The following is a 26,772-nucleotide window of genomic DNA, read 5'->3' on the forward strand; positions in this document are numbered from 1 at the left end:
GAAGTGGAGGGATGTATATGAATCGTCTCGAACGGAAAGCCATGGTGCTTGGAGCCACCGGACTTGTAGGCGAATTGTTGGTTCATAACCTGCTGAATCACCCGGCATACAGCCTGGTTCGCATACTGGTTAGACGTCCACTTGAGCTACAGCATCCCAAATTGGAACAGCATGTGGTGGACTGGGAGCAGTTGGAGAGCCAAGACCACTTATTTGACGGGATCGATGACCTGTACTGTTGTTTGGGTACAACGATTAAAAAAGCAGGCAGTCAGGAGAACTTCCGCCAGGTGGATTACCATTACCCGGTTCGTGCAGCTACACTTGCAAAGCAGCATGAAGTACCACAGATGCTTGTGATCTCCTCCATGGGAGCAAGCGCAGGTTCCCGTGTCTTCTACAGTCGGACCAAGGGGGAAATGGAGGATGTACTGTCCGATATCGGTTTTCAGTCATTGCATATCTTCCGCCCTTCCTTAATCCTGGGAGATCGAAACGAGAAGCGGTTCGGTGAGCAGATGGCTGCTCATGCCATGAAGTTTCTGGATCGCTGGATGAAAGGCAGAGCGGACAAATACCGGGCGATCCACGCCGGAACCATTGCACAGGCCATGACGAATATTGCGCTGGTGCAGGCCAAGGGAAACCATGTTTACCCGAATGAAGTCATTCATGTCCTTGGCGCGGACGGGGGTTAAGAACCTTTGAACGAGTTGTTGCTTTATGTGGCTAGGGAGGAGCGTTTCTCGCTTGAGGTAGATCGTGGTATAATAGGCAACAAAAATGAGTTCGAACCCTGACTCCTTGTGGCAGCAGGATAACGAACATGAAGGAGAACTCGTCCATGAAAAAACCAATCTCTACCGATCAGGCGCCAGGCGCCATTGGTCCATACAGTCAAGCCGTTGATGCGGGCGATTTCATCTATACTTCCGGACAGCTCGGCCTGAATCCCCAAACGGGAGAATTCGGTGCAGATGTACAGGAGCAGACACGTCTGTCTTTGAGTAATGTGAAGGCTATTCTTGAAGCAGCAGGTACAAGTATGGATAAAATCGTGAAAACGACGGTGTTCCTGAAGGATATGAACGACTTCGTTCCTGTGAATGAAGTGTATAGCACATTCTTTGAACAGCCTTATCCTGCACGCAGTGCAGTGGAAGTTGCTCGTTTGCCAAAAGATGCACTGGTGGAGATTGAGGTTATTGCCCTGAAATAGGACAACCTTCATGCGCTACGGTATACATAAAAAGCCGATTTCAGGTCAAATGACCAGAATCGGCTTTTTGCTTTTGCGCTATGTTCTTGCATTATAATGGAGGAAATCGCTCAATCGCGATCCTGATTGCGGGCGAAGAATAACCATACCGCATAGATGGCCAATACGATCGCAATAATGATTGCCGTGTAATATACGGAAGTGACATCCTTTTGTTTGAGTGCAATGGCGATATAGGCCCATGTAAATACAAGTGGGTACACACTGTCGCGATAACGGAAGCTAACGAGTACAGCCAGCATCATGCCCACAATCAGCATAATGATCGTCCAGGTCGGTTCGCTGATACCAAAACCATCCCAGCCAATTTTATATAACAGGACAGCTGCATTGACAATCGTTGCCACGCTAATCCATCCGAGATAGATGCTGAATGGCAGCTTCACAAGCCAGATCTCAGCAGTGGTTGGCACGGTAATTGTACGTGTTTTTACATATAGCATGATCAAGGACAACAGAAGCAGTACAATGATTAGTAAGGCGAGACCAGTCTGCAAGTTTTGAAAAGCAAAAATCCATGCTACGTTGAAGGCACAGCTTGCCAGGAACCAATACCCGAGACGAGTAATCGAATCCCTTTTCCAGGAAGCGGGCACGAACTGATAGATCACGAATCCTGCAAGCAGCAGGTAGATGAGACCCCATATAGAGAAGGCATAGCCAGAAGGTGTAAGCAGCACAGGGTACATATCCGATACTTCTTTGTTGGTCTTGCCTCCGATCGGCAGAGCGTTGGAAAGGTAGTTCACGATAATTACAACGATAAAACCAATGGCATTTAACCACTTGTACGGATTGTTACGTGACATTGTGTTTCCTCCTTGGATTAACGAAATGAATGAACCACGGGTCAGTCTACAATGAATATACCCAGTTCTTGCACACTCTAATAACACCCGCAAAAAATTCACATGTTGCACTCTGTCCCAATGTACGCGTAATGAAGCAGGAATATGTCCATGCCCGCGATGTCCAACCAGAGGAGGGGAAGAAAAGAATGTTTTCAAGAGAAATGATGGAGAAACAACAGACTTGGTTCTATGTCATTGCGTTATTCGCAGGAGCAGCGATAGGACTGGGCAATCCTGAATGGGGAAATGCTTTGCACTACACCGTGTCTCCCATACTTGCTGTTCTGTTATATAGCATGTTCGTACAGATTCCTTTTCTACAGATAAAAGAGTCTTGGTCCAATCTGCGATTTATGGGCGCGTTGCTGGTAGCTAATTTTATCGTTGTGCCTGTGGTTGTATGGTTGCTTACACTGGTATTTCCGCAATCACCAGGCGTTCTGATCGGAGTCTATCTGGTACTGTTAACGCCCTGTATTGATTATGTCATTGTCTTTACGCAGCTCGGCAGGGGCAATGAGAAACTGATGCTCGCCGCAACACCCCTTTTATTTGTTGTACAAATGATCCTGTTGCCGTTTTATTTATGGCTATTGATGGGTGCTGAGGTAGCACAGGTCATGCAGGTAGGTCCGTTCGTGGAGGCTTTTCTGTTCCTGATCGTTATTCCACTGCTGCTCGCAGTCGTTACACAAGTTCTCTCTAGAGGTAAAACGAGCGGGGAGCGGGTCATGAACGCCACGGCATGGCTCCCGGTTCCAATGATGGCACTCGCGCTGATCGTGGTTGTCGCCTCCCAGATTGGCAAAGTCTATAATGATATGGCGATCATCGTGAACGTGATCCCGATCTACGTTGCTTTTCTAATCCTGATGCCTTGGATATCACGTGTTATTGCTAATGGGTTTCGATTGAACACAGGTGCAGGGCGGGCGTTGATTTTCAGTTCAGCTACACGGAATTCGTTGGTTGTTCTGCCACTGGCGTTGGCACTTCCGCCAGAATGGGCAACTATAGCTGCGGCAGTCATCGTTACACAGACGATGGTGGAGCTTGCAGGTGAACTGATCTACATACGACTTGTACCTGAAGTGATTTTACGGGGTAGATGACTGTAGCCTCAATCTTTCGGATCGTATCCTATCTTAGAAAAGAAAGAGCCAAACCGTCGTCATGAGCTATCTTATATTTCTGATTCCAAAATAAAGTGCAAAAAAGGACTCCGTTAGGGGTCCTTTTGAGTTGAAGCTCTTACGTTCCAGCCTGCAATAATGTTTTGCGGTATTCCGCTGGCGTGATGCCCTCCATTTTTTTGAATACTTTGCTAAAATACTTTTCGTCCTGAAATCCAACCATCTCCGAGATTTTGGCGACTCGCAGAGAAGGATTTTGCAGTAGCAGTTTGGCGTTGTTGATTCGCAGTTTGCCCAGATATTCCGACCAGTTCAGACCAAATTGCTGTTTGAATTTGCGTGAGATATACTCCCGGCTCAAGTAGAAACGCGCGGCAATCTGCTGTAAGGACAGGTCCTCCTGATAATGGGTTTCCATATAGCGCGCAATCTCGCTCATAGGGTCAGGATTGGCGTGGTGATGAGTGGTCAGCGCCTTTCCAGCCGCAAGCAACCGTTGCTCCAACAATGAACGAAGCAGGGGCAAGGATAACATTCCTTCAGGGTCAAAAGGTAATTCGGCAAAGGGGATAGACTGTTCTTCCGTCACTTCTTCTGCTTTGGGAGGTGAGCTTGCCGTATCATCAAGCCAGCGGCTCAGCATCCATTCCAGCTCATCGATCCATTGCTGAATCTGCTCGGCACTGACAACATCAAGCTCAGTGATCGGATCAAGCCATTCGGCGACCGCAGCAGATACACTGGAAGCCCGGCAGCTCATGGCCGCCATACGCATGGACTCTTCATGGGCGGTTAAACGCCGACTTTTAAGCCCGCCAGATGATTCCATTGAAGCATGGATTCTCTGCTTGATTTGCAATGCATTACGTCGCCATAACCTGGAACTTGCCTCCAGATAGGCTGCTGAGATTCCGCTAGGGTAGGATTCACAGGTGGAGATGCCGAAATGAAGCCGACGCTGAATCGTCTGCTCCAATCCATGATTGACCTTGTCCAGAATATGTTCCAATGATGCGGGTGGGCCCCAATGCAGCAGAACAATCTCGTCAGGTTGATCCAACTGGCGAAACATTACGCCTTCGTCCGGTGTGGATAACATCTCCGCACAGATATTGAGCACCGAGAACACAAGCAGGTCCGGTTGACTGCGGTATTTTGCCAGACAGTCTGCATCCAGATGGGACAGACTCGTGACAGCGACACTACAGACAGGGACTAGACTGGGGAGATTCAACTCATCCTGTAATCTCTGCATATGTGATGGGCTGCTGCCTCTTCCACCGGCAAGTTCGGTTAACAGACGATCCTGATAATGAGGCCGCATCCGATTAACCACAATGGATTGCCTTGTGGATTGCATCCGAACAGCATCCTCCTCTTCCCAGGCTGTGATTGCTTTCAATAGGGATGCGTTCAGTTCGGCTGCTTCCACAGGTTTCAGCAGGTAGTCCATGCCTCCATGTCTGATTGCATGTCTCACGAGTTCAAAATCATCATATCCACTAATGACCAGCACCTTGCTGTGTGTGGCATGAACCGATATCCATTCAAGTAATGCCATACCGTCCTTGCCCGGCATACGCATGTCACTGAGTATGATTTGAGGTTGATGTGCTGTGATGGCAGCTATGGCTTCATCTCCGTCTGCCGCTTCAAGTAACGTATCAATACCAAACTCTTCCCAATGACCAAGCAACCTTATGGCATCGCGGACATGTTTTTCATCATCTACAAGCAGCGCCTTCATGTTGTTCACTCTCCCGCGTATAGTTTAACCATGATCTTCACACCATTTGGTTCCCGATTACTGATCTCAAGCCTGGCTGAGTGACCGGGATGTGAGTTCAATTGAAGTCGGCGTATCACATTTCGTAGACCGATGGATTCAGACTCGTCGGATTCCTGCGTGGATAACCCGGTTGCTGTGTGACTTTGATGGAACCATCCCTGGATCTCCAGTAACTTATCTTCAGGTATGGAGGGGCCGTTATTGTTCAGTTCTATTTCAATCCAATGTTCGTTGATCCGGCGGCTGGATAGGGATATGTGTCCTTTGCCAGGCTGAATATCTGCTCCATGTTTGAAATAGTTCTCAATTAAAGGTTGTAACGTCATTCTTGGCATTTCGACAGATAGCGTATCTTCGGCAAAATCCAAATTCACCTCAAGGCGGTCACCGAACCGCTCCTGTTGCAGTTCCAGATATAATCGGGCATGCTCCGCCTCTTCGCGTAATGTCACACAGGTCTGATCCCGCATGCTGTATCGCAGCATTTTCGATAGGGAAGAGAGCAGTGTATATGCCCGCTGACCTTGCTGTTGAAGGGCAAGTGTACCGATGGATTGCAATGTATTATACAGAAAATGCGGATGAATCTGCGCTTGCAACGCTTTAAGCTGATTGGTCTTATTGGCGATTTCCAGTCGATATTCCCGTAGAATCAGGTTATTTACCGTATCCATCATATCTCGGAAATGACGAGCGAGCACCCCGAATTCATCTCGGCTGGATAGATGGATATCCACATGCAGACGCCCCGCTTGAATCTGGTTCATATACCGCATGAGCTGCTTGAGCGGACCCGTGATTCGAATGGAAATGAACAAGGTTGCGACAATGACCAATACAAGTGCCGCAATGGCAATCATCGCGTTATTCCACGTGAGTGTGGTCGCTCTGGCGTATAACGTCTCATTCGGGATCTGTTTGACGATGGTCCAATCGGCATATGAGCTGCCGAGCTGCTGATATACATACATGGAACGATCCTGTTCAAAATGTCCTGCGACATTCTGGGCTGTACCACCGCTAGATCGTGCAATAGTCAGTTCACTAGCCGTTTCCTCTCGTAATGCATCGGTATGATTGACCTCGGACCGTCCCTGATAAATGATCTGATTCTGTCCATCCACAACATAGATCTGTTCCTTAGCCGGATCATACAACCTGCGACAGATTGCTGCAATGGTATTCATATTCAGATCAATGGCGAGCACACCCAGACGCTCGGTGGACGGAATATCCTTGATCACCCGATGCAAGGTAATGACTGTCCTTGCAGGGTCATCGGCGGAGGCGGCCTTGAATCCGTAAGTGTGACTCATATGGGCCGATTCCACCCAGATATCCGAGTTGTCACCGCCCATTCTTCCATGAAGCGAGTCGGAATAAGCTTGTTTGCGTTCCTCCCGTTTCGGAAAGGGGCTCATAATTAAGGTCGATTGATCAGCGGCAAAAGAGTGCAAATACAGCTGGAATACATCCGGCACAGCAGCGCGTATCGTCTGCAAAGTAGTGTACACCTCGGCAACCGCACGATAATCACCAGGAATTTTTGCCAGGTTACGCAGAAAGTTCGGATCGTTATACACAGCGAGCGACGCTCTGGCCACGTTATCCACATAGTTGTTGAGATTGGTGGACGCTTGATAGATCAGGCGTTTGTTCTCTTCGACAGCCTGTTCCCGCAGGGCCGTCTTGGTCTGAATAAACGTCATGCTGATTGATGCGAGCAGTGGAAGTGTGGTAGCAATCAGCATAAAAGCAATTAATTTGGTGCGTATACTGTAGTATCTGGACATCGGAACACCCCTTCTGGTTGCAGGTTAAGAAAGGACAATATTTTACCCCCAACTGTTCACAAGGGTCGGTGTTTCCCTAGGCGATATTGGGGTTTAATAGAAAAAGAGACTAATTTCATCCATCTATAGAAGGGGAGAACGATATGAAGCATCGCAAATCTTCACAGCTGTTACAGCAGCTCGTGTTCGTGGGTCCCTCCATCGTGTTTTTTATTCTCATCATCGTGGTCCCTTTCCTGCTTGGCATGGTGTATTCCTTCACGGACTGGAACGGGGTATCCGAGAACATTAATTGGGTAGGGTTCGATAACTTCGTGCATGTTTTTGCGAATGATCCCAAGTTCCAAACGGCGTTTTGGTTTACGGTACGCTTTACCGTGGTTGGTGTAGTACTGACCAATGTGATCGGTTTTTTCCTGGCGTATTTCCTGACCAAACCGCTTAAGACGAGAAACATTCTGCGTACGATCTTTTTTATGCCGAACGTGATCGGTGGGTTGTTGCTCGGCTTTATCTGGCAGTTCATATTTGTGAAAGGGTTTTCAGCAGTAGGCGATGTGACCGGCTGGTCCTTCTTCAACCTTCCATGGCTGGGAGACGAACCGACCGCCTTCTGGGGTATTGTTATTGTATTTGTGTGGCAGACCGCAGGATATCTGATGGTCATCTACATCTCATCCCTGACGAATGTATCCCCTGATCTGCTGGAAGCCGCCGAGATTGATGGCGCAAGTCGCTGGCAGGTATTGCGGAGCATCATTCTTCCGCTCATTATGCCGGGTGTGACAATCTGTCTGTTCCTGGCAATCTCGTGGTCGTTCAAAATGTTCGATCTCAATCTGTCGCTAACCAAAGGCGGACCATTCGGATCGACAGAGTCGGTTGCACTCAATATTTACAATGAAGCTTTTGTGAATAACAGATATGGCATCGGAACCGCCAAAGCGCTCGTGTTCTTCGTAATCGTTGCCATCATCACCATGATTCAGGTACGTCTGACGAAGAGCAAGGAGGTAGAAGCCTAATGGAGACGACGAAAAATTACCGCTTCAGTACCATTCTAACCGAAATTGTCATGGTACTCATTGGACTTTTATTCCTGGTTCCGTTCTACTTCCTGTTTGTGAATTCGGTCAAAACCTTCGGTGATCTGCTCACCAATTCGGCTGCATGGCCAGAAGTATTCCAGTGGGGCAACTATGCGAACGCCTGGGGGAAAATTAACTTCCCGTCTGCGCTAATGAACTCGCTTATCGTTACCGTGGTCAGCAATCTGTTGCTTGTGCTGATCAGTTCCATGGCCGCGTACCGGATGGTTCGCAGCAATACCCGGTTCAACCGGATTTTGTTCGGCATGTTCATTGCCGCCATGGTGATTCCGTTCCAGTCTATCATGATTCCACTCGTTACTGTAACCAGTAATCTGGGCCTGATCGATAGCCTTGGCGGACTCATCATCTGTTATCTCGGTTTCGGGGCACCGATGTCAGTCTTTCTGTTCCACGGATTCGTGAAATCCGTCCCACTGGAGATTGAGGAGGCAGCCCGGGTGGACGGAAGCTCGGTCTATGGGGTGTTCTTCCGGATTGTATTTCCACTCATGAAGCCGATGTATGTAACCGTCATTATTCTGAACACACTCTGGATCTGGAATGATTATCTGCTTCCATCCCTGATCTTGCAAAGCTCCAACCTGCGTACAATCCCGATTGCGACCTTTGCACTCTTCGGTCAGTACACGAAGCAATGGGATCTGGCCTTGCCAGCACTTGTACTTGGCATTATGCCGATCATTATTTTCTTCCTGCTGATGCAGAAGTATATCATTCAAGGGATTACCGCTGGATCAGTTAAAGGGTGAGGGTTGCTAGGCAGGGTCGCTGGCGGGATCAAGCGGGGAATGCGAGTGCAGGTCGCTGCCGGGATCAAGTTGCGCTTTCGGTCGTTGTTGCTCCTCGGTGGCCTGAATGTATTAGGGAAAGGAAGCCACCGAGTATCAAAGGCGAACGCTCCGCTCCTGCATCGCATCCTGATCCCTTTGCTCCCGCCTCGCACGGAGGTTTGCAAAGGGAGTCATACCCGCATAGCTTGGGCATGACTCTTGAAGAGAAAGATGCCCAGATAACAGCGATCGGTCATCGGAGTGCCAGTGTAAATATTCATTAGTGGAACTGTTATACTGAAACTACTATAGGGAGAGTGTATGTATGAAAAGAATGACAAAGTTGACGTTGCTTATGCTGATTGCTTTTTCGGTAATGCTTGCGGGTTGTGGCAACGGGGATAAAAGCGGCAGTCCGGTCAACACGGATGCTCAAGGTGGTGGCGAAGCTGCTGCCGGGGACAAAACGATTAAAATTTTCCAATTCAAAGTTGAAATTGCGGAAGCACTTAATCGCCTTAAGGCGGAATATGAATCCTCCCATCCAGGCGTGAAACTGGACATTCAAACCGTGGGTGGCGGTAGTGACTACGGCGCTGCGCTAAAAGCCAAGTTTGCCGCAGGCGAACAACCGGATATTTTCAACGTAGGTGGTTATCGTGAGCTGGATACATGGCTTGAATATCTGGAAGATCTGTCTGGAGAATCATGGGCGAAGGATGCGCTCGAAGTGGCCAAAGAGCCAATGACCAAAGACGGCAAGCTCTACGGGCAGCCACTCGCGCTGGAGGGTTATGGTTTTATTTATAACAAAGACCTCTTCCAAAAAGCAGGCATCACTGAAATTCCAACGACACTGGAACAATTGGATCAGGCCGCACAGAAACTTCAGGCCGCAGGCATTACGCCTTTCTCGAACGGATATCAGGAGTGGTGGGTGCTGGGTAACCATAACGTAAACGTGGCATTTGCGAATCAGGCAGATCCGGTGAAATTCATCCAGGGGCTCAACGAAAGCGCGGAGAAAATTCCTGGCAACCAGGTGTTCACCGACTGGATCAACTTGCTCGACTTAACGTTGAAATATAGCAACAAAAACCCGCTGACAACCGACTACAATACGCAAGTAACGCTGTTTGCGAGTGGAGAAGCAGCGATGATGCAACAAGGAAACTGGACTCAAGTACAGATCGATGGAATCGATCCAAATCTGAATCTGGGTATCCTGCCAATGCCAATTAACAATGAACCGAATGACAAATTGTTTGTCGGCGTGCCGAACTACTGGGTTGTGAATAAGAATTCCCAAGTGAAACCGGAAGCGAAAGAGTTTCTGGAGTGGCTCGTAACCTCGGATATCGGGAAACAGTACATGACGAAAGAATTCAAGTTCATCCCGGCGTTCAGTTCTATCACGGCATCCGAAGAGGATCTGGGTGACCTCGCCACTGAAATTATGAAATACAGTCAGGAAAATAAAACACTCAGCTGGAACTTCAACCGTTTCCCTGAAGGCGTTCCACAGGAGTACGGTAGCACCATTCAAGCTTACGTTGCAGGCAAATCGGATAAAGCCGGATTGCTTGATGCATTACAACAGAACTGGGATAGTCTGAAAAAATAACAGAATCCCATTCATTCATTCATTTATTTAATGAATGTGGGAATAAGAAAAAACATAAAAAAGGTGACTCCAGATTAAACTGTACCCTATGTAAAGGACATTTCTAAAAAAAACTATACGGCTTCAAGAAGATGATCTCTGTATTGTACAGGGGTCATCCTTTTTAGGTTCCACTGGTATCTATAGTGATTATAGTAGGTCATATAGGATTTAACTTCTCGTTTGACTTCGTCTAACGTGGCATAGCTCTTTAAGGAAGTTTCGTCCTTAAAATGACCGAAAAACGACTCCTGTGGTGCGTTATCCCAACAATTTCCTCGTCTGGACATGGATTGCCCAAGCCCCATCCGTTTCACTTTCTTCTGAAAATCTGGATGAGTGTAGTGCGTACCTTGATCGGAATGAATGAAGGCATCATGACTCTTCTTGAATTTGCGATTTTTCTGTAAGTGGAGCAACGTGTTTGTCGCCAGATCCATCGTCATTCGCTCCGACACATGATAAGCCAAAATTTCATTGGTTGAACTATCCTTGATGGTGGACAGATAGGCGCGTTTCCCTTGGCCGTAACTTAAGTATGTAATATCTGTTAGAAGTACTTTGCCCGGGATGCCTTGTTTGAAGTTGCGTTGTAACAGGTTAGGCATGGTTCGATGTTCATGGGTTGCCTTCATCATTCGTTTGTAGGGATTAGTTCGTCGATGAGGACATACAATATCGTATTTTTTCATGATTCTTCGGATGCGCTTGAGATTCCAGATGATCTGAAATTGTCCTTGCAGCGTCATCTTAATGGAGCGAGCGCCCTTGTTACGTTTCTTAAACTGGAAGGCTTGACGGATGTACACACCTATTTCCTCATCAACCTGTTCCTTCTTCGTGCGGCTGTGAATGGCTGAAGTGCTCCAGTATCGGTAATATCCGCTTTTGGAGACCCCGGCAGTCTCACACAGAACACTTACCATTCGCTGAAGATGGTATTTCTCAATCACGGTTCGGATTAACCTGTATCGAAGACCAGGCGTTAGTTTTACTCGTGGTTCCACCCCCGTTCGGCCAGGCGAATCTTTTTTAAGAGTTCATTCTCTGCTTGGAGCAGGTGAATCTGTGCTTCGAGTTTCGCGTTCTTTTCTGCCAAGGTTAACTCTCGTTTTAGAGACTCTCCTGAATGTTTGCCTCGTGTATCTTGTAAGCCTAGAGCCCCTTGCTCGTTGTAACTGGCTCTCCATCGGTCAGCTGCGGCTTTGACCCGAGTCATTCCAATGATCTGAACGTCAAATCCACAAGTCTCAAAGATCTCTCTAGGCAGCCTTCCTTGCTGATTTAATGTAATAAAGAGTTGTTTGAACTCGTCCGTATAAGTGATTCCCTTGGTCGAAACAGACTTCACATAGGGATTTGTAGCAAATTGCTCTACTTCGCGTGTTGTAAATGTTTTCTTACTCATTAATCGTTCTCCGTCCTCGTCTCGTTCATGGTATACAACAAAAGTACCCCATAGAGAGACTTTTTTAAAGTGTCTACTCTATAGGGTACAGTTTAGATATCGGAGTCACCTTTTTTAATGGGAAAATTTCCAGTCAGAAAGTGCAAATATGAATGAATGGTTCGACTAATACAGAAGGTGGAGGTGTTTGTATAATGTCTACAACCTGTTGTTAGTACACAACATGGCAACAAATAGCCAAAATTTAAATATTTGGAATTTTTAGATTGACAGTCCCATTCAATATCCATATTATAGAAAAATATAGCAGAAAGTAAAGAAATTTGAATTGGAGGTGAAGTTCTTTATGAAGGATATCGTATTCCTGTGTGACAAGCGGATTAACACCAAAACCGGATTTCTCGAAGCCTTGTCCAAAATATCGGATACAACCAACATTTTGTTGGTTGAACAAGGATATGAACAATTTGCCTCATTACCAGAGGGGTTGTTCAGTGCTGTGTTCGAAGTGAACGATATTACTCGGATTGATCAGGTGGAAGAGGTTTTTGAGCGTATTTTGGATGAGTATGATGTGGAACGAGTGATTGCCCCCACTGAGAATGTGGTGGAAACAGGAGGGTATCTCAGAACACGTTTTGGTATCCCTGGCATTCAGAAGAACCAGGCCGAGACAGTGCGGAACAAGTGGATCATGAAGGAGACATTGCGGCAGGCGGGAATCCATACGTCACAGACACGTATAGCATCCAATGCCGTGCAGATCAGAAAGATTGTTGCAGGTATTGGCTTTCCGATCATTATCAAACCGATTAGTGGCTGGGCGACGATCATGACGTACAAGCTTAGCAATCAAGAGGAGCTTGAGCAGTATATCAGCCATTCCTGGAATCGGGAATCGGTGCTCATTGAGGAATTTATCACCGGTAGGGAGTTCCATATAGATTCCATCGTTTCCGAAGGTGAGCTTGTATTTTCCTCCATCTCTGAATATTTGTTTAATTGTCTCGAAATCGTCCAAAATGATCGTCCTTCCGGCACGATCTGTTATCCGGCTAACACCCAATATGAATATGTGGAACGGATGCAGTCGTTTAACGAAGAGATCATACGGACGCTGGGAATACGTAACAGTGTGTTCCATGCAGAGGTATTTCTTCTGCCGAATGGTGAGATCTGCTTTGGAGAGATTGGAGCACGTATTGGAGGTATTGTCATCATTCCGCCAATGGTGTTGAATTCCCATCAGGTTAACCTGTTTGATGCAGCCATTCAAACGGAACTGGGAATATATGAGGCCCCAACCCTTGTTAATTCAGGCAAGTACACCGGTGCGATTAATTTTCCATCTGCTGTGGGCAAGATCGAGAGTATCTCATCAGCAGAAGATTTTAAATCGATGGAGGGACTTATTGATATCCGAATTAACTATACATCGGGTCAGTCCATTTCAGGTGGTCGCGATACGATGTCTAGATCCGGATTTGCCATTGTGGAAGGCCCTGATATTGAATTCGTTAGAAAACAACTTCTAGAACTACATGACAAGTTTGTCCTGGTTCACCAATAAACCATTCTAGGAGGGCTTTGGGTTGTTGCTAGATAACGCTGATGTGAAGAGATTGGATAGTCATGATTGGAGAAAGCAGGAATTTGAGCATTTTGAAAAGGACATGACCGGTGAGAGTCCACGGTTTCCCTGCATATTCGGTTCCATGGGGCTTAATCGCAATGAGCTGCGGTTCTCCTTTTTTGATGATGTAGAAGACGATTCCATAGAAGAGCTTGCAAAGGCCTTGAGAGAATATGTGGAACAGGCAAGGAGCTTTGGAAACTACACTTCCATGGTTACATTCTTTAATATTGACAAGGATTTATCCATCCATGAATATCAGCATACATTTTGGTCCATCCTGACCCGGCTGCACACCATCGACTTGAAAGAATGGCCAGAATCCATACCGAATGAAGAGAACGATCCTTTGTGGGAATTTTGTTTTCATGGGGAACCCATTTTTGTCGTTTGTAACACACCAGCACATGAGATCAGAAGGAGCAGACGTGCGAATACATACATGATTACCTTTCAGCCCCGATGGGTCTTTGATTCGATTGGCTTGGGAACACCAAAAGGAGATAAATCCAAGGATTTGGTGCGAAGCTTGCTTCGGCAATACGATGCAATTGATCCATTCCCGCATCTAGGGATCTACGGAAGTCCGAATAATCGGGAGTGGCTGCAATATTTTATTCCAGATACCAACGAAGTTTCTGCTACAGCGCAATGCCCATTTCATCATATGAGGAGGAATAGTATGAGTTCAGTTCAATATATCCAAGGGTCTGACGTCACACTTGAAGAAGCTGTAATGCAATTGCTGCCTGTAACCGGTTCGGTCGAGGTTCAAAGAGATACCCCATTCAGGGAGCACAAATCCCATACCCATCCTACAGACGAAACCCTTTTAATCATAAGTGGAGATATTACTTTCTATACAGAAGAAGGGGAGCTGTATTGCACGCCTGGTGACCGCATTCTGCTTCCGGCTAACACGGTGCACTCCTCCAAGGCTGGAGAGAATGGAACGTTGTATATTATTGCTTTGGAGTTCGTGGAGCAGCCGAAAGAAGAGGTTCTGGCATGAGTCGGTCCTCCGTTGGTCTGCTCATGAGAAAAGGTTTTTCCCTGCACGGGGATCATATTGAAGCTCTGGGGAGAATTTTTGAGGAGGTCCATTTATGGACCTCTGTTCCTGGGTATGAACAAGATCCGCGCTTTCGGTCCGTTCAGCTTCTTCCCAAGTATGAGAATGTGGAAGAGATGATCGAGCAGGCGAGAGAAAAGGGAGTTCCGTTTTTTGTTACCTGGCAGGAGACGGATATTGTACTGAATGCCAGATTGAATGAAGGATTGGGAAGACAGGATATCCCTGTTCAGGCAGCTGAAATTGCCAGAGACAAGTCCAGACAACGTCAGTTTTTGCAGCAGCAGAATACAGCTTGTCCGATATTTCATGCTGTAAATACGATGGATGAGGCCGTTTCGGCAGCAGCAAGTGTAGGCTATCCGGTTATTATCAAACCGACACTGGCGGCATCCAGCAGCCATGTAGCACTCGTTCATTCTCTTTCCGAATTGAAGCAGGCCTTTGATAGCATATCGCAACTTGCCGTTTCGCAATCGGGACTGTATTTCGATGATGAATGTCCTGCAATAGCACTGATTGAAGAGTTTCTTCCGGGTGAGGAGATCACGCTGGATGGGGTAGTTGTCAACGGAAGGTTTTATCTGGGGGGAGTACATAACAAACTCAGAATGCCAGGTCCTTATTTTGAAGAGGACGAATATACCCTGCCCTTTCAGGGAGAATCCAATGTGGAACAAGACCTTTGTGAGATGGCTCGGCAAATATGCACAGGTCTGAAGCTTGAAAATGGACTGTTTAACGTTGAAGCCAGACAAAACGCAAACGGGGAGTACAAAGTGGTGGAATTCAGCTGTCGTATCAGTGGTGGGCATGTCTATCGCAATATCCGCGATGTGTACGGGACCGATCTGGTGACCGCCCATGCTTACGGTCTTCTGGGCGAGGATGCGCTTGCTGCCCATTTTGCGAAACGAACGGCTCCGAAGTGTGCAACCTGTATCAAATTTGTCTACCGTGACGGGAAGGTATTGAATAATACCAGCGGTGAGGCAGCAGGCGATGTCAGATACCGGGCTTATTATCCGGTTGCTGCCAAAGGCAGAGTGGTCCACTCTGCTCCAAAAGGATTCGACATCACAGGTCTGCTGTCTGTGCGTACCCAATATGAGGGTCCTGAGGACATTGAAGCGGTAAAACAGGCCGCAAGAGTTCTGGAACAAAAGCTTGATTTGCAAGTTGCTGAGGTGAGACAGCTGCAATGATGCAGACCATTCTGTTCATCCTCTTCCTGTCTATTACCTTATGTGGAGATACCATATTGAATATTACCCTGATCTGGTCTGTACTGGAACAGGGCGGGTCGATTACTCATCTGAGTATCATTATTACGATAATGAGTTTGGTGCCTATTTTATTGCAAAAGTATAGCTTTTTCCTTAAAACGGCCCTTAAAGAACGACCATTGCTGATTTTCAGCTTGGCCCGTATTCTGGGTATTGTGTTTCTGCTTGTGTTTTTGATTCAATTTTCAGGCAATACCAATGTGTATGGTTTATACCTGATTGGCGGCATTTTCTCCGTGATTCTGTTTTTGTCCAATCAGAGCCTGGAAATCTACATGTCCCAGATGGTATTGGACGGGAAAATCAAATCACACAAGGCCTCGCATGACTTGCAGACGGCGATTCAGATTGGTGCATTTGGAGGGAGCGCAGTAACGGGAATCCTGCTCAGTATAGGTGGATTGCCAATGATCTCAACAGTACTGATGGTGACGCTGGCTGTGGGCATGATGGCTCCTTGGCTCATTCCGATTCTGTCCCGATCCGGTCAAGTGGAGCAGAACGTACAGAAAGCAACAACGGAGGCTCCGCAGATTACGTACTCCGACGCCATTAGGAAAAAAGTTCTGAACATGACCATACTGGCAGTAGTTGTATTAACCGTACAATTGGGAGCAATTAATTTTATCGTACCGATTTTGTTCCATGATATCTATAACTGGGATTCATCCCGGTATGGGGCCATGGGTGCAGCGATGGGTCTGGGTGCCTTTCTCGCAACGCTGATTCGTAAATGGGAACACCGAATTCCTATGTATTTATTTATACTGATTGGCGTGATCGATATCATCATTGGCACGGTTCAAGTGTTTGCAGTGTCGTTGATCTGTGGATTCATGCTTGGGTTTGTGTTTAACCGGACACGTATTATGCAAAGATCGGTTATGTTTGATAACTTGCGCAGCCGCGAAGAGACCATGAAGTGGTCGGGAAGATCAACGTTCGCCACTCAATTTACAAGATCTGTTGTCCCACTGGTGCTGGCACTTCCGCTGTCCCTGATGGGGCAGGAGAACACGGGTGTGCTGCTAGGAACACTTGGTGTTACGGTGACGATAATCCTGTTTGTCGCCATCCGACTGGAGAACAGATTGCCGCTTCAAGGCACGGAATCGATCATTGCTGGTGACAGTAAACCTTCGATTTGAAGCAGACACTCCGTTAGTAACGGTTGGGATATAAAGTGTAAGGAAGGTCCGCCAGATACATTCTGGTTGGCCTTTTTTGTTGTATCAAAGCGGAAGACATGTGGATAACCTGGAACGGGTTAATGATCCCATGACGTATTTAATCTAGAGTTAATACTATATGTGGATATCTTGTGTATATAATTTTCTAAATGTGGACAAGTGAGTGGAACTTAAAACAAGAGAGTATCTTTTGTTAACAGAAAACTTGTTTTTATTTAATTAGTACTATATAGTTCTAATTATGACAAATCAAAAATCGACTAATGGATCTGCCAAATCAAAAAGTTCCAATCCGGTGAACCGGACGAAGGCAGTTGAAGTGGCTGCACAGTTATTCCTGCGTCAGGGATACAGCTACGTCAGCATGGATGAGGTCGTACGCGTGAGTGGAGTATCCAAGTCCAACATTTATTATCATTTTAAAAACAAGGAGGAATTGCTTCAGGCCGTGGTGCAATACTGGATTGCCCAGTATGAATCGGAGTTGTACTTGCTGCTCAGTCAGCGTGAGCGAGGGGTGGAAGAACGCATCTACTCATTCATGGCATTGCTGTCGGCAGGCATTGAAGGCCGAAATTACGAAGGGAGCTGTCCGTTCGTTACGCTATATATGCAGACACCCGATACTGCACCCCAAGTGAAGGAGAGCATATCCAGATTCTTTCGTGAGCTTAGGCCTATGGTGGAAAAGCTGTTTCAGCAAGGTTTGGATCGGGGTGAATTTCGCCAAGGAATCGAGCCAGGACCGGCCGCTTTGTTATTTATTGCTGCCCTGGAAGGTTCACTTATTCTTGCGGGAACTGCCCGTGATGTAGGGATCATAGAACAATCGGCACGTACGTTTTGTCAGATGCTTCGTTAATCGAAGCTCTTTTTTTGAGTATAACTAGTACTATATAGTACTAAAAGGAGCCGTAATAGAATGAGTGTACATACAACAAAAATAAATCAGGTAGGGAGCAAGTCTGATATTTCACAACGATCATTTTCATGACAGGCAGCACAGGTTTTATTGGCAAAGAAACGGTCAAACAACTCACGCAGGGAGACGCACAATTGCTCTTGTTGGTTCGTTCGGAACATCGAGCGAGAACGGTGCTGAAGGCTTACGGAGTGAAGAATTTCGACCAAATTACATTTATTACGGGTGATTTATCCCATTCGGGTCTTGGAATGACTACAGTGGATCGGGAGCGTGCTCTTGAAGCAAATGTAATCATGCATGCGGGTGGAACCATGGACGTTACCTTGGACCGAAAAGTAGCAGAGCAGATATTTATGAACGGAGCCAGAGAAGTGGCACAGCTAGCACAGGAAATCCACCGTACTCATGGATTGGGACACTTTATCCACGTTGTTGGTTATATGAGTCCTTATGGAGAGCGAAATGAACAGGGGAATTATCTACAGGTTGAGCATGTGGATAACGATGAAAGTGCGTATGAAGAGATGAAGTTTCATGCCGATCTTCATATTCGCGAGCATGCAGTGCAGCATAACTATCCCTTATCCGTTGTGAATCCAAGTACAGTGGTTGGACCGCGTCCCACCGGTGAAACCGAGCAAACAGGCGGGATTGGGCTGCTCATTCAGGCGATTCAGAAAGGACTTATGCCGGTCGTGCCGGGAGGTTCATCCTATTGGTTACCGCTTGTGGAGAATGACATTGTTGCACAGACGCTTGTATTTCTATCCAGGGAAACCGCTCCAGTTGGAGGTACCTATCCACTATTGGCGCGGAAGGAAGACAGCCCCAATATGAAGGAACTGCTGCAACTTCTGGCGCAGCAACTGGACGTACCCAAGCCCAAAGGGGCTGTGCCATTACCATGGATTCAATGGATCATGAAATCTGGGGGTACACGCATCAGTGGTGTTCCAGCGGAGTCGGTTGCTTTTATTACCAACAGGTCATTCCCGGTTGAAGAGACGGAGGCACTGTTCACACGCATGGGGCAATCCTGGCCGGACATCCGGGAACAGCTTCCGCTGGTTACAGCCGATCTGGACTATCGTCTTCGTTATACGCCGTTACCTGAGGGTTTTCCGACAGATTATATTCGGTCACGGAGCGGAAATATGGCTATGCTTGGTTGGGAGGGTGAGGGAGAGCCTTGGATTATTGTACATGGTTTGCTTCAATCTGCGGATGAGATGTTACCTTTGGGACAACAGCTTAGGGAACGGACCGGGAACCCGGTATGGCTAATCGATCTCGCTGGATTCGGACGGTCTCCCGTGCATCAGGTGGATGAAGCATTTGAGGGTCAGGTGGATGCATTGCTTCAGGCGCTCGGTGAGTTTGAAGGTCCGGTGAAGCTGGTTGGTCATTCGATCGGGGCAGCTATTGCAGCTGCGGCACATATGCGTAGCGGGCGGACAGACATTCGGTTGGGGTTGCTTCAGCCAGTGGCTAACAATTCGAATCCGAATGTGCTGAGATGGATTTCCCGTTTGCCAAGAGGGCTGATGCGCTCTCTGCTGCGTGGCAGATCGGAGAAAAGTTGGATTCAAATGTTCAGTGCCTATAGCGGCGTAGGCGACGGCAGTGTTATCGCCCCTACAATGGGCAAGAGAATACGCTCCAGTCTCCAATCTCCTCGCATTGCAGGAGCGCATGCAGACCTGTTGCGGTGGATCCACTCGGGTCAGAGGAAAGGCGCCAGTTCAACGTTGTGGGCGAAAATGGGAAGTCAGCATTATGCCAAGAATGCGCTGGTCGTATGGGCCAAGGAAGATCCGGAATATCACTATCCCCGGGATATGAACCCGCAGATCCAACAGATAAATGTGCCCTATGGACATTACTTTCCGACGTTTCAGTATAAGGAAACAGCTGCAATCCTCGTCGAATGGTCTGATAACGTGAGATGAGTTCAGCTTCGGACTTGCAGGAATCCCGTGCCAACTGTCGAAAGGGTCAAGTCGAGCTGTACCAAAGACAGGAGGGATGAATGTATGAGTCAGCAACGTGTGGAGATCAGTAAAAATGTGCTAATCGAGTGTCTGGGGCTGCGCAGCGGAGAGAATCTGGTGGTTGTCGCAGACGATATGAAACGGGATTTGGCCGAATCCATCTATGAGGCAGGCAAAGCACTTGGAGCAGAATCCGTCCTCTTAATCATGAAGGAACGCAGCAGATCCGGCGAAGAGCCACCTGCGCCAATCGCGGATGCCATGATTCGGGCAGATGTAGCCGTGTGTGTAACGCGATATTCATTAACCCATACCCAGGCACGCAAACAAGCCGCTGCATCAGGAACCCGAGTGGCAACAATGCCTGGTATGACAGAGGATATGTTTATGAACGGAGCAATTACGGCTGAATACTCACAAGTAAAGGCATTAACCGAGAAGGTGACAGCTCTATTAACTGCAGGTCGTCATGTACGAATAGAGAAGCAGGGCCATAGTCTTTCCTTCTCCATTGAAGATCGTAACGGTGTACCGAGCACAGGCATGTACTTGAACCCCGGTGAATCAGGCAATTTGCCATCTGGAGAAGCCTATATTGCTCCGGTTGAGGGTAAAGGCGAAGGCCGTATTGTTGTAGATGGCTCCGTTGCTGGAATCGGTGCACTTCGTGAACCGATGATATTAACGGTCAAGGAAGGACGTTTGGTTTCAGCTGAAGGCCCGGATGGGGCTCAATTACTGGCAACACTTGGCGAGGGGGATGGTCGCTTTCTCGGCGAATTTGGAATTGGGACCAATAACAAGGCGAGAATTACGGGTGTAGTGCTGGAAGATGAGAAAGTGTATGGTACGATTCATGTGGCTTTTGGCAGCAATAATACATTCGGTGGAACGATTGCTGCCGGTGTGCATATCGATGCAGTTGTGCAAAAGCCGGATGTGTATATCGATGATAAGCTGATTATGAGTCAGGGTGAACTGGCGGAATAACCAGAGTGAAGGAAATCGGGCATGTCCACAACGTGTCCACAGTAATGGATAACTGGGGCGAAAATTCAGATTTTACGTCAGATTTACAAACAAATACACAACATGTCCACATTAAAATAATGAATATCCACATGAAACACTAATGATATCCACAGCATGTGTGCAATATGTGCACAACTTATCCACAAATCAGGTATAACTCATGTTTTCACTCGACAAAACAACTCTTTTGGAGTGAAAATATAAGTTATCCACAGAAATCCCGTTTTTTTGTTCCAAGTATTTGAAAACATAGAAACAGATCCATAAATATGGGGATAAAAAAGACCAGAGATCAGCTTCATGCCGATCTTTGGTCTTTTTTTGCAACTAAAATGATGAGATTGATGTCAGGTTTACTTACTCTCCGTATTGAAACGACTGACTTCCAAGAGCAATAGGGGGAATTCCATAAACCCCTGTATATATTATTTATATCGGTAGTTTATGTTGTAATTTTACCTGGCCTTTGGTAGAGGAAGTGAACAGATCAGAACCAAGTCGCTGCATGGGCACAAACAAATGAGCAGAGCGAAGACAGCAACCGGTAATGCAACGTCTGCTGAAGTTGGCAAAATTGATCTGAAGCCTAAACATTTGCTTGAAAATAACCGATACACCAAAGTAACAACTAATGGGACGAAATTACCTGTGGTGACTTGGTGAATGTGAACCACAAGCAGGTCACTTTGCCAAATAAAGTGCTCTTCTTGTAGTTTTATTTTAATATTTTACATGGATCTGATTATACGGAATGAGAGGGTATGGGGATATTTATGGATGAGGGAATGCAATATATTAATTTTTCGGTAGGAGACCAGATCTTTGCACTTCGAATTGATGAAGTTCATGAGATCATCAGAATGGTGCAGGTAACAACAGTTCCATTTGGAAGTCCGGAGATCCGGGGCTTTGCTTCGTTGTACGGTAAGGTCGTTTCGGTTGTGAGTCTTCGTGTATTGTTAGGCATGCCGGACCAGGAGGATACCTCTTCTACTCGTATTATTGTGGTGCCTTACAAAGGTGGATTCGTACCGCTGATCGTAGATATGGTCGATTCTGTTGTAAGTTACGATCGTTTCGAGGAACCGGCTGAGGAACACCGCCGTTTCATGCTTGGTGTTTTTGACAAAATCGGGTTCTGTGAAGACCATCGTGCAGGCATTTTGAACCTGGATGTACTGCTGGGCAGCTTGATCAGATCATCGTAATGTAACGATCCGTAATTCTTTCAATATTCAGTATTATCCTTCGGTTGACCTCAAATGTTCCTCATCCGCTTTTCGGGAGAAGGGACATTTTTTTGTGCCGCTATGGCGTGTCTGGAAAACTCCGAAGGAAGCAGATTTTGCCGAATTTCCGTTCCAAGCAAGAAAGTTTTCCGCAGGCGTGCCGGGGCACGTCAAGGGAAAGTGACGCAGCAGGGGGCGAAAAGGGGGTAAAAGATGCACTTCAGCGAGTTTTGAGACACGCCCTAACCATCGAAATAACCACTTTTTATGGGTAAAGGTTTTTAAATCCGGTCATTTTCGTATATGATGGAGAGTAACAATGCGAAGGGATGACGGGAGACTTTAATGATGCAATCGCTGTATGGAGTATGGCTTGGTGACGTATTTTTTTGTTTTTCCGGTGAAACATCGGAACCGCGTGTGGATGCATGGAGCCACGTGGTAAGAAGGTTGAATTTTGACGACGGGGGTCGTCTGTTTCAGCCTGCAGCTCTGCGTCTTGCAGAGCTGCGCTGGCCAAATCCGCTGAGGAACACGGCTGAAGCCAAGAACACGAAGCGGCGTCAACTGCTGGGACGCACATTGGAAGGCTTGGCAGTCTTGCCCAAGGATGCCTTCAGGTTGCTGCTGCAATGGGATGACCGTTTGTTCAATGCAGCCGGAATTCAGGTGGGAGAAGAGATGCGTTACTGGATCAAAGCGGCGCAGTTCACACAGGAGCTGCTGTTGCGGGGGGCAATTGCTCCATCGGCTGAATTCGCAGCCAGGACGGGCGCACGTCGACGGACTGGGCAAGAGACATTGACCGGAGTATGGCGGCCACGCTTGCAGTCAGAGGAGGACATTGAACGCTTCCGCGATCTCGCTGAAGCGATGCCTCCTATTGGATTAGCTGCTCCCGGGGCCTATGCTTCATTGGAACCGGAAACACGTGAGGAAGCAGGGGCGGCGGTATTATTTTCATTTATGAGTGGCATGATTCATGCTGTAGTGACGAGTGAGCTGGAGGGGATGGACAGTGAGCTGTCCCGTTACCGCACGCCATACCGACGTGGATCTTCCCCGGTAGCTGAGCTCTGGTGGAACAGTCTTATATCGATGTTCCGTCCTGTAACGGTGCAAGGGCCTACGGACGATATGACAGCCTTTATTCATACGTTACAGGATGCCGGTGGAACCACGATGCCGATCGTAGGAGCAGAAGAAATGGCGCCTGCCGAAGGCCAATTGAAGCTGGTACTCCGGCTGGAGCCGCCGCTGGGTGAGCATGAAACGATCTGGGGAATCAGCTTTTGGGTGGACAGTGAGCAGGAAACGAGCCTGAGGTTGCCTGTACGTACCATCTGGGCACATCCGGAGCGTGATCTCGACCGTGGGAAAGTGTTATATGCCTCGGCGGCAGAACAGTTGTTCATGGCACTCGGGCATGCAGCAGAACTGGCACCTGAACTGGAGACGGCACTGCTCATCGCTCGTCCAGAGGGTATCAAGCTGGAGCAGCAGGGTTTCTTTGAATTTCTTACACATGCCGTTCCGCGTCTGCAAAAGGCCGGGATAACTGTTCTCATGCCTTCCAAATGGAGTCGTGCCGGGAAACGTCGTGCGGGACTGCGTCTGCAGATGTTGAATCGGGGAACAGAGCGTTTGCCTGGAGCCACATCGGCACTTGGCATGGAACAACTGGTTGCTTTCAAGGCGGAGCCCATGCTGGATGGTAAACCGGTCACGGCGGAGGAACTGGCAGCGCTCGCTGAATCGACTGTTCCATATGTCATGTTCCGCGGTGAATGGATTGAAGTGGATACGAAAGAGATTCGCCAAGTCCTGCGTTATATGAAAAAAGAAGAAGAACAATATATGCCTCTCTCCGAATGGCTGCATCTGGCTGCGGATGAAGGGGAGGATTCCGCATGGAAGGGTCTTTCCGTCTTCGGTGCAGAATCCGATGGATTGCTCGCTTTCCTGCTCGATGGACAGGTGCTTCGCAGTATTGAGCCCCGTCAGGTTCCGGCAGAATTGCATGGTGAATTACGACCTTATCAGGAACGGGGTTACCAATGGTTATCCGCTATGCGTGAGCTGGGCTTCGGCGTATGTCTCGCGGACGATATGGGACTAGGAAAGACAATTCAGGTAATCACCTGTCTGCTGGATCGAAAACACGAGGAACGTCAGGCAGCCGAAGAGGAAGCACGTGAGAATGACATGCTGAACGAAGCAGATGATTCATTCACGGCGGCTGAGCACACGAATGTGCAGCCTGTTCATCTTCCTGCGCTCATTGTGTGTCCCACCTCCTTGCTTGGGAACTGGCAGCGTGAACTGAAACGGTTTGCCCCGGATCTGTCGCTGTACATTCATCATGGCGGACAACGGTTGCACGGGAACGAATTTCAGGCAGAAGCGCAGACGCATGACATTGTACTCACGACCTATCATCTGGCAGGCAGAGATGGGCCGGATCTGGCTTCGTTACACTGGTCCACCATTGTGCTGGATGAGGCGCAATATATTAAGAACTACCGTACCAAGCAAGCGCAAAGTGTGATGCGTCTGTCTACACTTCACCGTATTGCGATGACGGGCACACCTGTAGAGAACCGACTGAGCGAACTCTGGTCCATTTTCCAGTTCCTCAATCCGGGGTATCTGGGCACAGCTTCATCGTTCCGTCAGCGTTATACGGGACTGGGGCCATCCGAAGAAAATGCAGCATCCTTGCGTGAGCTTCATCGACTGGTATCTCCATTCATGCTGCGCAGGTTGAAAAGTGATCCGGATATTCGCAAGGATCTGCCAGAGAAGCTTGAACTGAAATCCTATTGTTCGCTGACGCCGGAGCAGACGGTGTTGTACCAACGCGTGGTAGACGATCTGATGGGGGGCCTGGATGGCAGAAACGGCATTGCCCGGAAGGGGATTGTTCTGTCATCTCTGACCAAGCTCAAGCAGATCTGTGACCATCCAGTGCTGGCGGACAGCAATCGGAAAGACCACGGCAAGGCGGAGGCATCCGGTAAGATGGAACGATTGCTTGAACTGCTGGACGCCATCCGTGATAACGGGGAATCTGCCCTGATCTTCACTCAATATGTTGCTATGGGAGATCTGCTGGTGTCACGATTGAAACAGCGATATGAGGAAGAACCGTATTTCCTGCATGGTGGTGTGTCGAAGGCGCAAAGGGATGATATGGTGGAGACTTTCCAAAAGGGAGAGGGTCCGTCCATGTTTGTTCTATCTCTTCGTGCCGGAGGTGTAGGTCTGAATCTGACACGCGCGAGTCATGTGGTTCACTATGATCGGTGGTGGAATCCCGCGGTCGAGAACCAGGCGACGGACCGTGTCTTCCGAATCGGGCAGAATCGCAACGTGCAGGTGCACAAGCTGATCTGTCAGGGGACGCTGGAGGAACGAATTGATGAACTGATTGAGAGCAAGAAGGCACTATCCGAGCAGGTCGTCGGTTCAGGTGAGAACTGGCTGACAGAGATGTCGGATGATGAGCTGCGTGGTCTGATCTCGCTTCAGGGTGAGACGTGGCTGTGACCTTGAACATTCAGGAGAATATAGATGATGAGAAAGGGGGATTGTTGTGAGCGAAAAATGGAAGATCGAGCTGCATATGTCCCCCGGTGGATGGACAGCAGAAGTAAATACAGCAGCGGATGCAGATCAGAAAGTTTCCGCTTCCGCTGCTGAGGGCAAGACCGGATCAGCCGCAGGCATGTTCATGGTCACGGGAACGCCAGCGCGACTGAGCGAAGCCCAGCGCGAGGCTGTACTGGCTCAGCTGCGCGAGCGCCCGCTGACGCTGTACGCCCTGCTGCGCGGCGGCCCGGCGCCTGAGGAGCTTGCCGGGCTACTGCCGGCAACGCTCGCGCCCGAGGGCTCGCCAGGCGCAGCCACGGCCAGCGCGGCCGTGGCGTGCACCTGCGGCCGCGCTGGCTGCGCGCATGCCGCGGCCGCTGAGCGCGCCGTAGCCGTGCGCCTCGCGGCCGAGTCGCTGCTGCAGCTGGCGCACGCCGGCCTGCCGCGCGAAGCGCTGCTCGCCGGCGTGCTGGGGGCATGGGCGGAGGAACTCGCCCATGATCCCAGCGGCCCCGGCCGCGCAGCGGAAACGGCTGGCCGCCCGCAAGTGCGGGGCGGCGAAGGCGGCGCAGCCGTCGGCGAGTGGATCGCCGAGGCCGCCGCGGACGGCGCCATGCACCAGCCGGGGCCGGGATTTGGCGCCGTTGAGGTGCGCCTCGCGCAGCCGGGCAAGCCCCCGGCGTTGCCGGAGCTGACAGCGCTGCTGCCGGGCGTGCCGGCCACCGCAGGGCTGGACTTGATCCGCGAGCGTGTAGCCGCGCGGATGTGGCAGGCTGTCCAGAAGAAGAAGAAGGACAGCCCGGCAACCAAATGATGCACCCATCAGAGCGGGGGAGATCTTCAGATCACCCCTGCTTGTTTTTATTGCATAATCACTTTTTGCATTTTGCATATTGGAATATGAAGGCGTATTCCCATTTCACTTCTATGGTGTTCAGCACTGAGATGTTGCTCTAAAAGTCCAAAAAACGATCATACAAGCTGTGCAGCCCATATATATTCATCCGGATCTCTTCTAAAGGAGG

21 protein-coding genes are annotated in these 26,772 nt (G+C 48.5%); 17 read left to right on the forward strand and 4 right to left on the reverse strand.

The window, feature by feature from the left end; translation table 11 throughout:
* The first annotated feature begins 17 nt into the window (after positions 1–17).
* On the forward strand, positions 18–698 hold the full coding sequence (locus AC4G47_RS02740) for an oxidoreductase (protein WP_491104656.1): 681 nt from the start codon (positions 18–20) through the stop codon (positions 696–698).
* Between the two features lie 146 nt (positions 699–844).
* Positions 845–1,219, forward strand: coding sequence for a RidA family protein (locus AC4G47_RS02745; protein WP_017690870.1), 375 nt, complete (start codon positions 845–847; stop codon positions 1,217–1,219).
* 110 nt (positions 1,220–1,329) lie between these two features.
* On the opposite strand, the gene AC4G47_RS02750 is transcribed toward AC4G47_RS02745, so the two are convergent.
* Positions 1,330–2,088, reverse strand: coding sequence for a TspO-related membrane protein (locus AC4G47_RS02750; RefSeq protein WP_458125137.1), 759 nt, complete (start codon positions 2,086–2,088; stop codon positions 1,330–1,332).
* A gap of 188 nt (positions 2,089–2,276) precedes the next feature.
* Between AC4G47_RS02750 and AC4G47_RS02755 the strand changes: the two genes are divergently transcribed.
* Positions 2,277–3,242 (forward strand): arsenic resistance protein, encoded by a 966-nt coding sequence (locus AC4G47_RS02755; RefSeq protein ID WP_491104659.1) that lies wholly within the window; start codon positions 2,277–2,279, stop codon positions 3,240–3,242.
* Positions 3,243–3,381: 139 nt separating this feature from the next.
* Here the strand turns inward: AC4G47_RS02755 and AC4G47_RS02760 are convergent, their stop codons facing one another.
* The gene (locus tag AC4G47_RS02760) at positions 3,382–5,010 is read right to left on the reverse strand and encodes a response regulator transcription factor (protein WP_491104661.1); all 1,629 of its coding nucleotides are present in this window, start codon (positions 5,008–5,010) and stop codon (positions 3,382–3,384) included.
* Between the two features lie 5 nt (positions 5,011–5,015).
* Entirely contained in the window at positions 5,016–6,845 is a 1,830-nt protein-coding gene (locus tag AC4G47_RS02765) for a cache domain-containing sensor histidine kinase (RefSeq protein WP_491104663.1), read from the reverse strand.
* A gap of 143 nt (positions 6,846–6,988) precedes the next feature.
* Between AC4G47_RS02765 and AC4G47_RS02770 the strand changes: the two genes are divergently transcribed.
* From AC4G47_RS02770 to AC4G47_RS02780, 3 genes are all read left to right on the forward strand, one after another.
* Entirely contained in the window at positions 6,989–7,870 is an 882-nt protein-coding gene (locus AC4G47_RS02770) for a carbohydrate ABC transporter permease (RefSeq protein ID WP_036607341.1), read from the forward strand.
* Entirely contained in the window at positions 7,870–8,706 is an 837-nt protein-coding gene (locus AC4G47_RS02775) for a carbohydrate ABC transporter permease (protein ID WP_458125141.1), read from the forward strand. The genes AC4G47_RS02770 and AC4G47_RS02775 overlap by 1 nt, the downstream gene beginning before the upstream one ends.
* Before the next feature lie 346 nt (positions 8,707–9,052).
* A complete protein-coding gene (locus tag AC4G47_RS02780) occupies positions 9,053–10,351 on the forward strand; it encodes an ABC transporter substrate-binding protein (protein WP_458125142.1) in 1,299 nt (432 codons plus the stop codon).
* Between the two features lie 113 nt (positions 10,352–10,464).
* On the opposite strand, the gene AC4G47_RS02785 is transcribed toward AC4G47_RS02780, so the two are convergent.
* Positions 10,465–11,798, reverse strand: a protein-coding gene (locus AC4G47_RS02785) for an IS3 family transposase (protein WP_491104448.1) whose coding sequence is annotated in 2 segments (ribosomal slippage) — positions 10,465–11,396 and positions 11,396–11,798 — 1,335 coding nt in all. Because the reading frame shifts where the segments join, the coding sequence is not laid out codon by codon here.
* Positions 11,799–12,144: 346 nt separating this feature from the next.
* Here AC4G47_RS02785 and AC4G47_RS02790 point away from each other — a divergent pair.
* From AC4G47_RS02790 to AC4G47_RS02840, 11 genes are all read left to right on the forward strand, one after another.
* Complete coding sequence (locus AC4G47_RS02790; RefSeq protein ID WP_491104666.1) at positions 12,145–13,368, forward strand: ATP-grasp domain-containing protein; 1,224 nt, start codon at positions 12,145–12,147, stop codon at positions 13,366–13,368.
* A gap of 22 nt (positions 13,369–13,390) precedes the next feature.
* Positions 13,391–14,443 (forward strand): YqcI/YcgG family protein, encoded by a 1,053-nt coding sequence (locus AC4G47_RS02795; protein ID WP_491104667.1) that lies wholly within the window; start codon positions 13,391–13,393, stop codon positions 14,441–14,443.
* Positions 14,440–15,708, forward strand: a complete 1,269-nt coding sequence (locus AC4G47_RS02800; protein ID WP_491104668.1) for an ATP-grasp domain-containing protein — start codon at positions 14,440–14,442, stop codon at positions 15,706–15,708. The genes AC4G47_RS02795 and AC4G47_RS02800 overlap by 4 nt, the downstream gene beginning before the upstream one ends.
* Positions 15,705–16,937 carry an MFS transporter gene (locus tag AC4G47_RS02805; protein WP_458125146.1) on the forward strand — a complete coding sequence of 411 codons (1,233 nt, stop codon included), beginning with the start codon at positions 15,705–15,707 and terminating at the stop codon, positions 16,935–16,937. Before AC4G47_RS02800 ends, AC4G47_RS02805 begins: the two co-directional genes overlap by 4 nt.
* 337 nt (positions 16,938–17,274) lie before the next feature.
* Positions 17,275–17,841: a TetR/AcrR family transcriptional regulator gene (locus AC4G47_RS02810; RefSeq protein WP_458127141.1), complete on the forward strand. Its 567-nt coding sequence runs from the start codon at positions 17,275–17,277 to the stop codon at positions 17,839–17,841.
* A 128-nt stretch (positions 17,842–17,969) separates the two neighbouring features.
* Positions 17,970–19,853 carry an alpha/beta fold hydrolase gene (locus tag AC4G47_RS02815; protein WP_491104670.1) on the forward strand — a complete coding sequence of 628 codons (1,884 nt, stop codon included), beginning with the start codon at positions 17,970–17,972 and terminating at the stop codon, positions 19,851–19,853.
* A gap of 84 nt (positions 19,854–19,937) precedes the next feature.
* Positions 19,938–20,885, forward strand: coding sequence for an aminopeptidase (locus AC4G47_RS02820; protein WP_491104671.1), 948 nt, complete (start codon positions 19,938–19,940; stop codon positions 20,883–20,885).
* A gap of 561 nt (positions 20,886–21,446) precedes the next feature.
* Positions 21,447–21,590 (forward strand): hypothetical protein, encoded by a 144-nt coding sequence (locus tag AC4G47_RS02825; RefSeq protein WP_491104673.1) that lies wholly within the window; start codon positions 21,447–21,449, stop codon positions 21,588–21,590.
* A gap of 122 nt (positions 21,591–21,712) precedes the next feature.
* Complete coding sequence (locus AC4G47_RS02830) at positions 21,713–22,135, forward strand: chemotaxis protein CheW (RefSeq protein WP_253429671.1); 423 nt, start codon at positions 21,713–21,715, stop codon at positions 22,133–22,135.
* Positions 22,136–22,501: 366 nt separating this feature from the next.
* Entirely contained in the window at positions 22,502–25,705 is a 3,204-nt protein-coding gene (locus tag AC4G47_RS02835; protein ID WP_491104676.1) for a DEAD/DEAH box helicase, read from the forward strand.
* A 46-nt stretch (positions 25,706–25,751) separates the two neighbouring features.
* Positions 25,752–26,561: a hypothetical protein gene (locus AC4G47_RS02840; RefSeq protein WP_491104678.1), complete on the forward strand. Its 810-nt coding sequence runs from the start codon at positions 25,752–25,754 to the stop codon at positions 26,559–26,561.
* Positions 26,562–26,772: the final 211 nt, after the last annotated feature.

Source organism: Paenibacillus sp. Negev47, assembly GCF_058313655.1.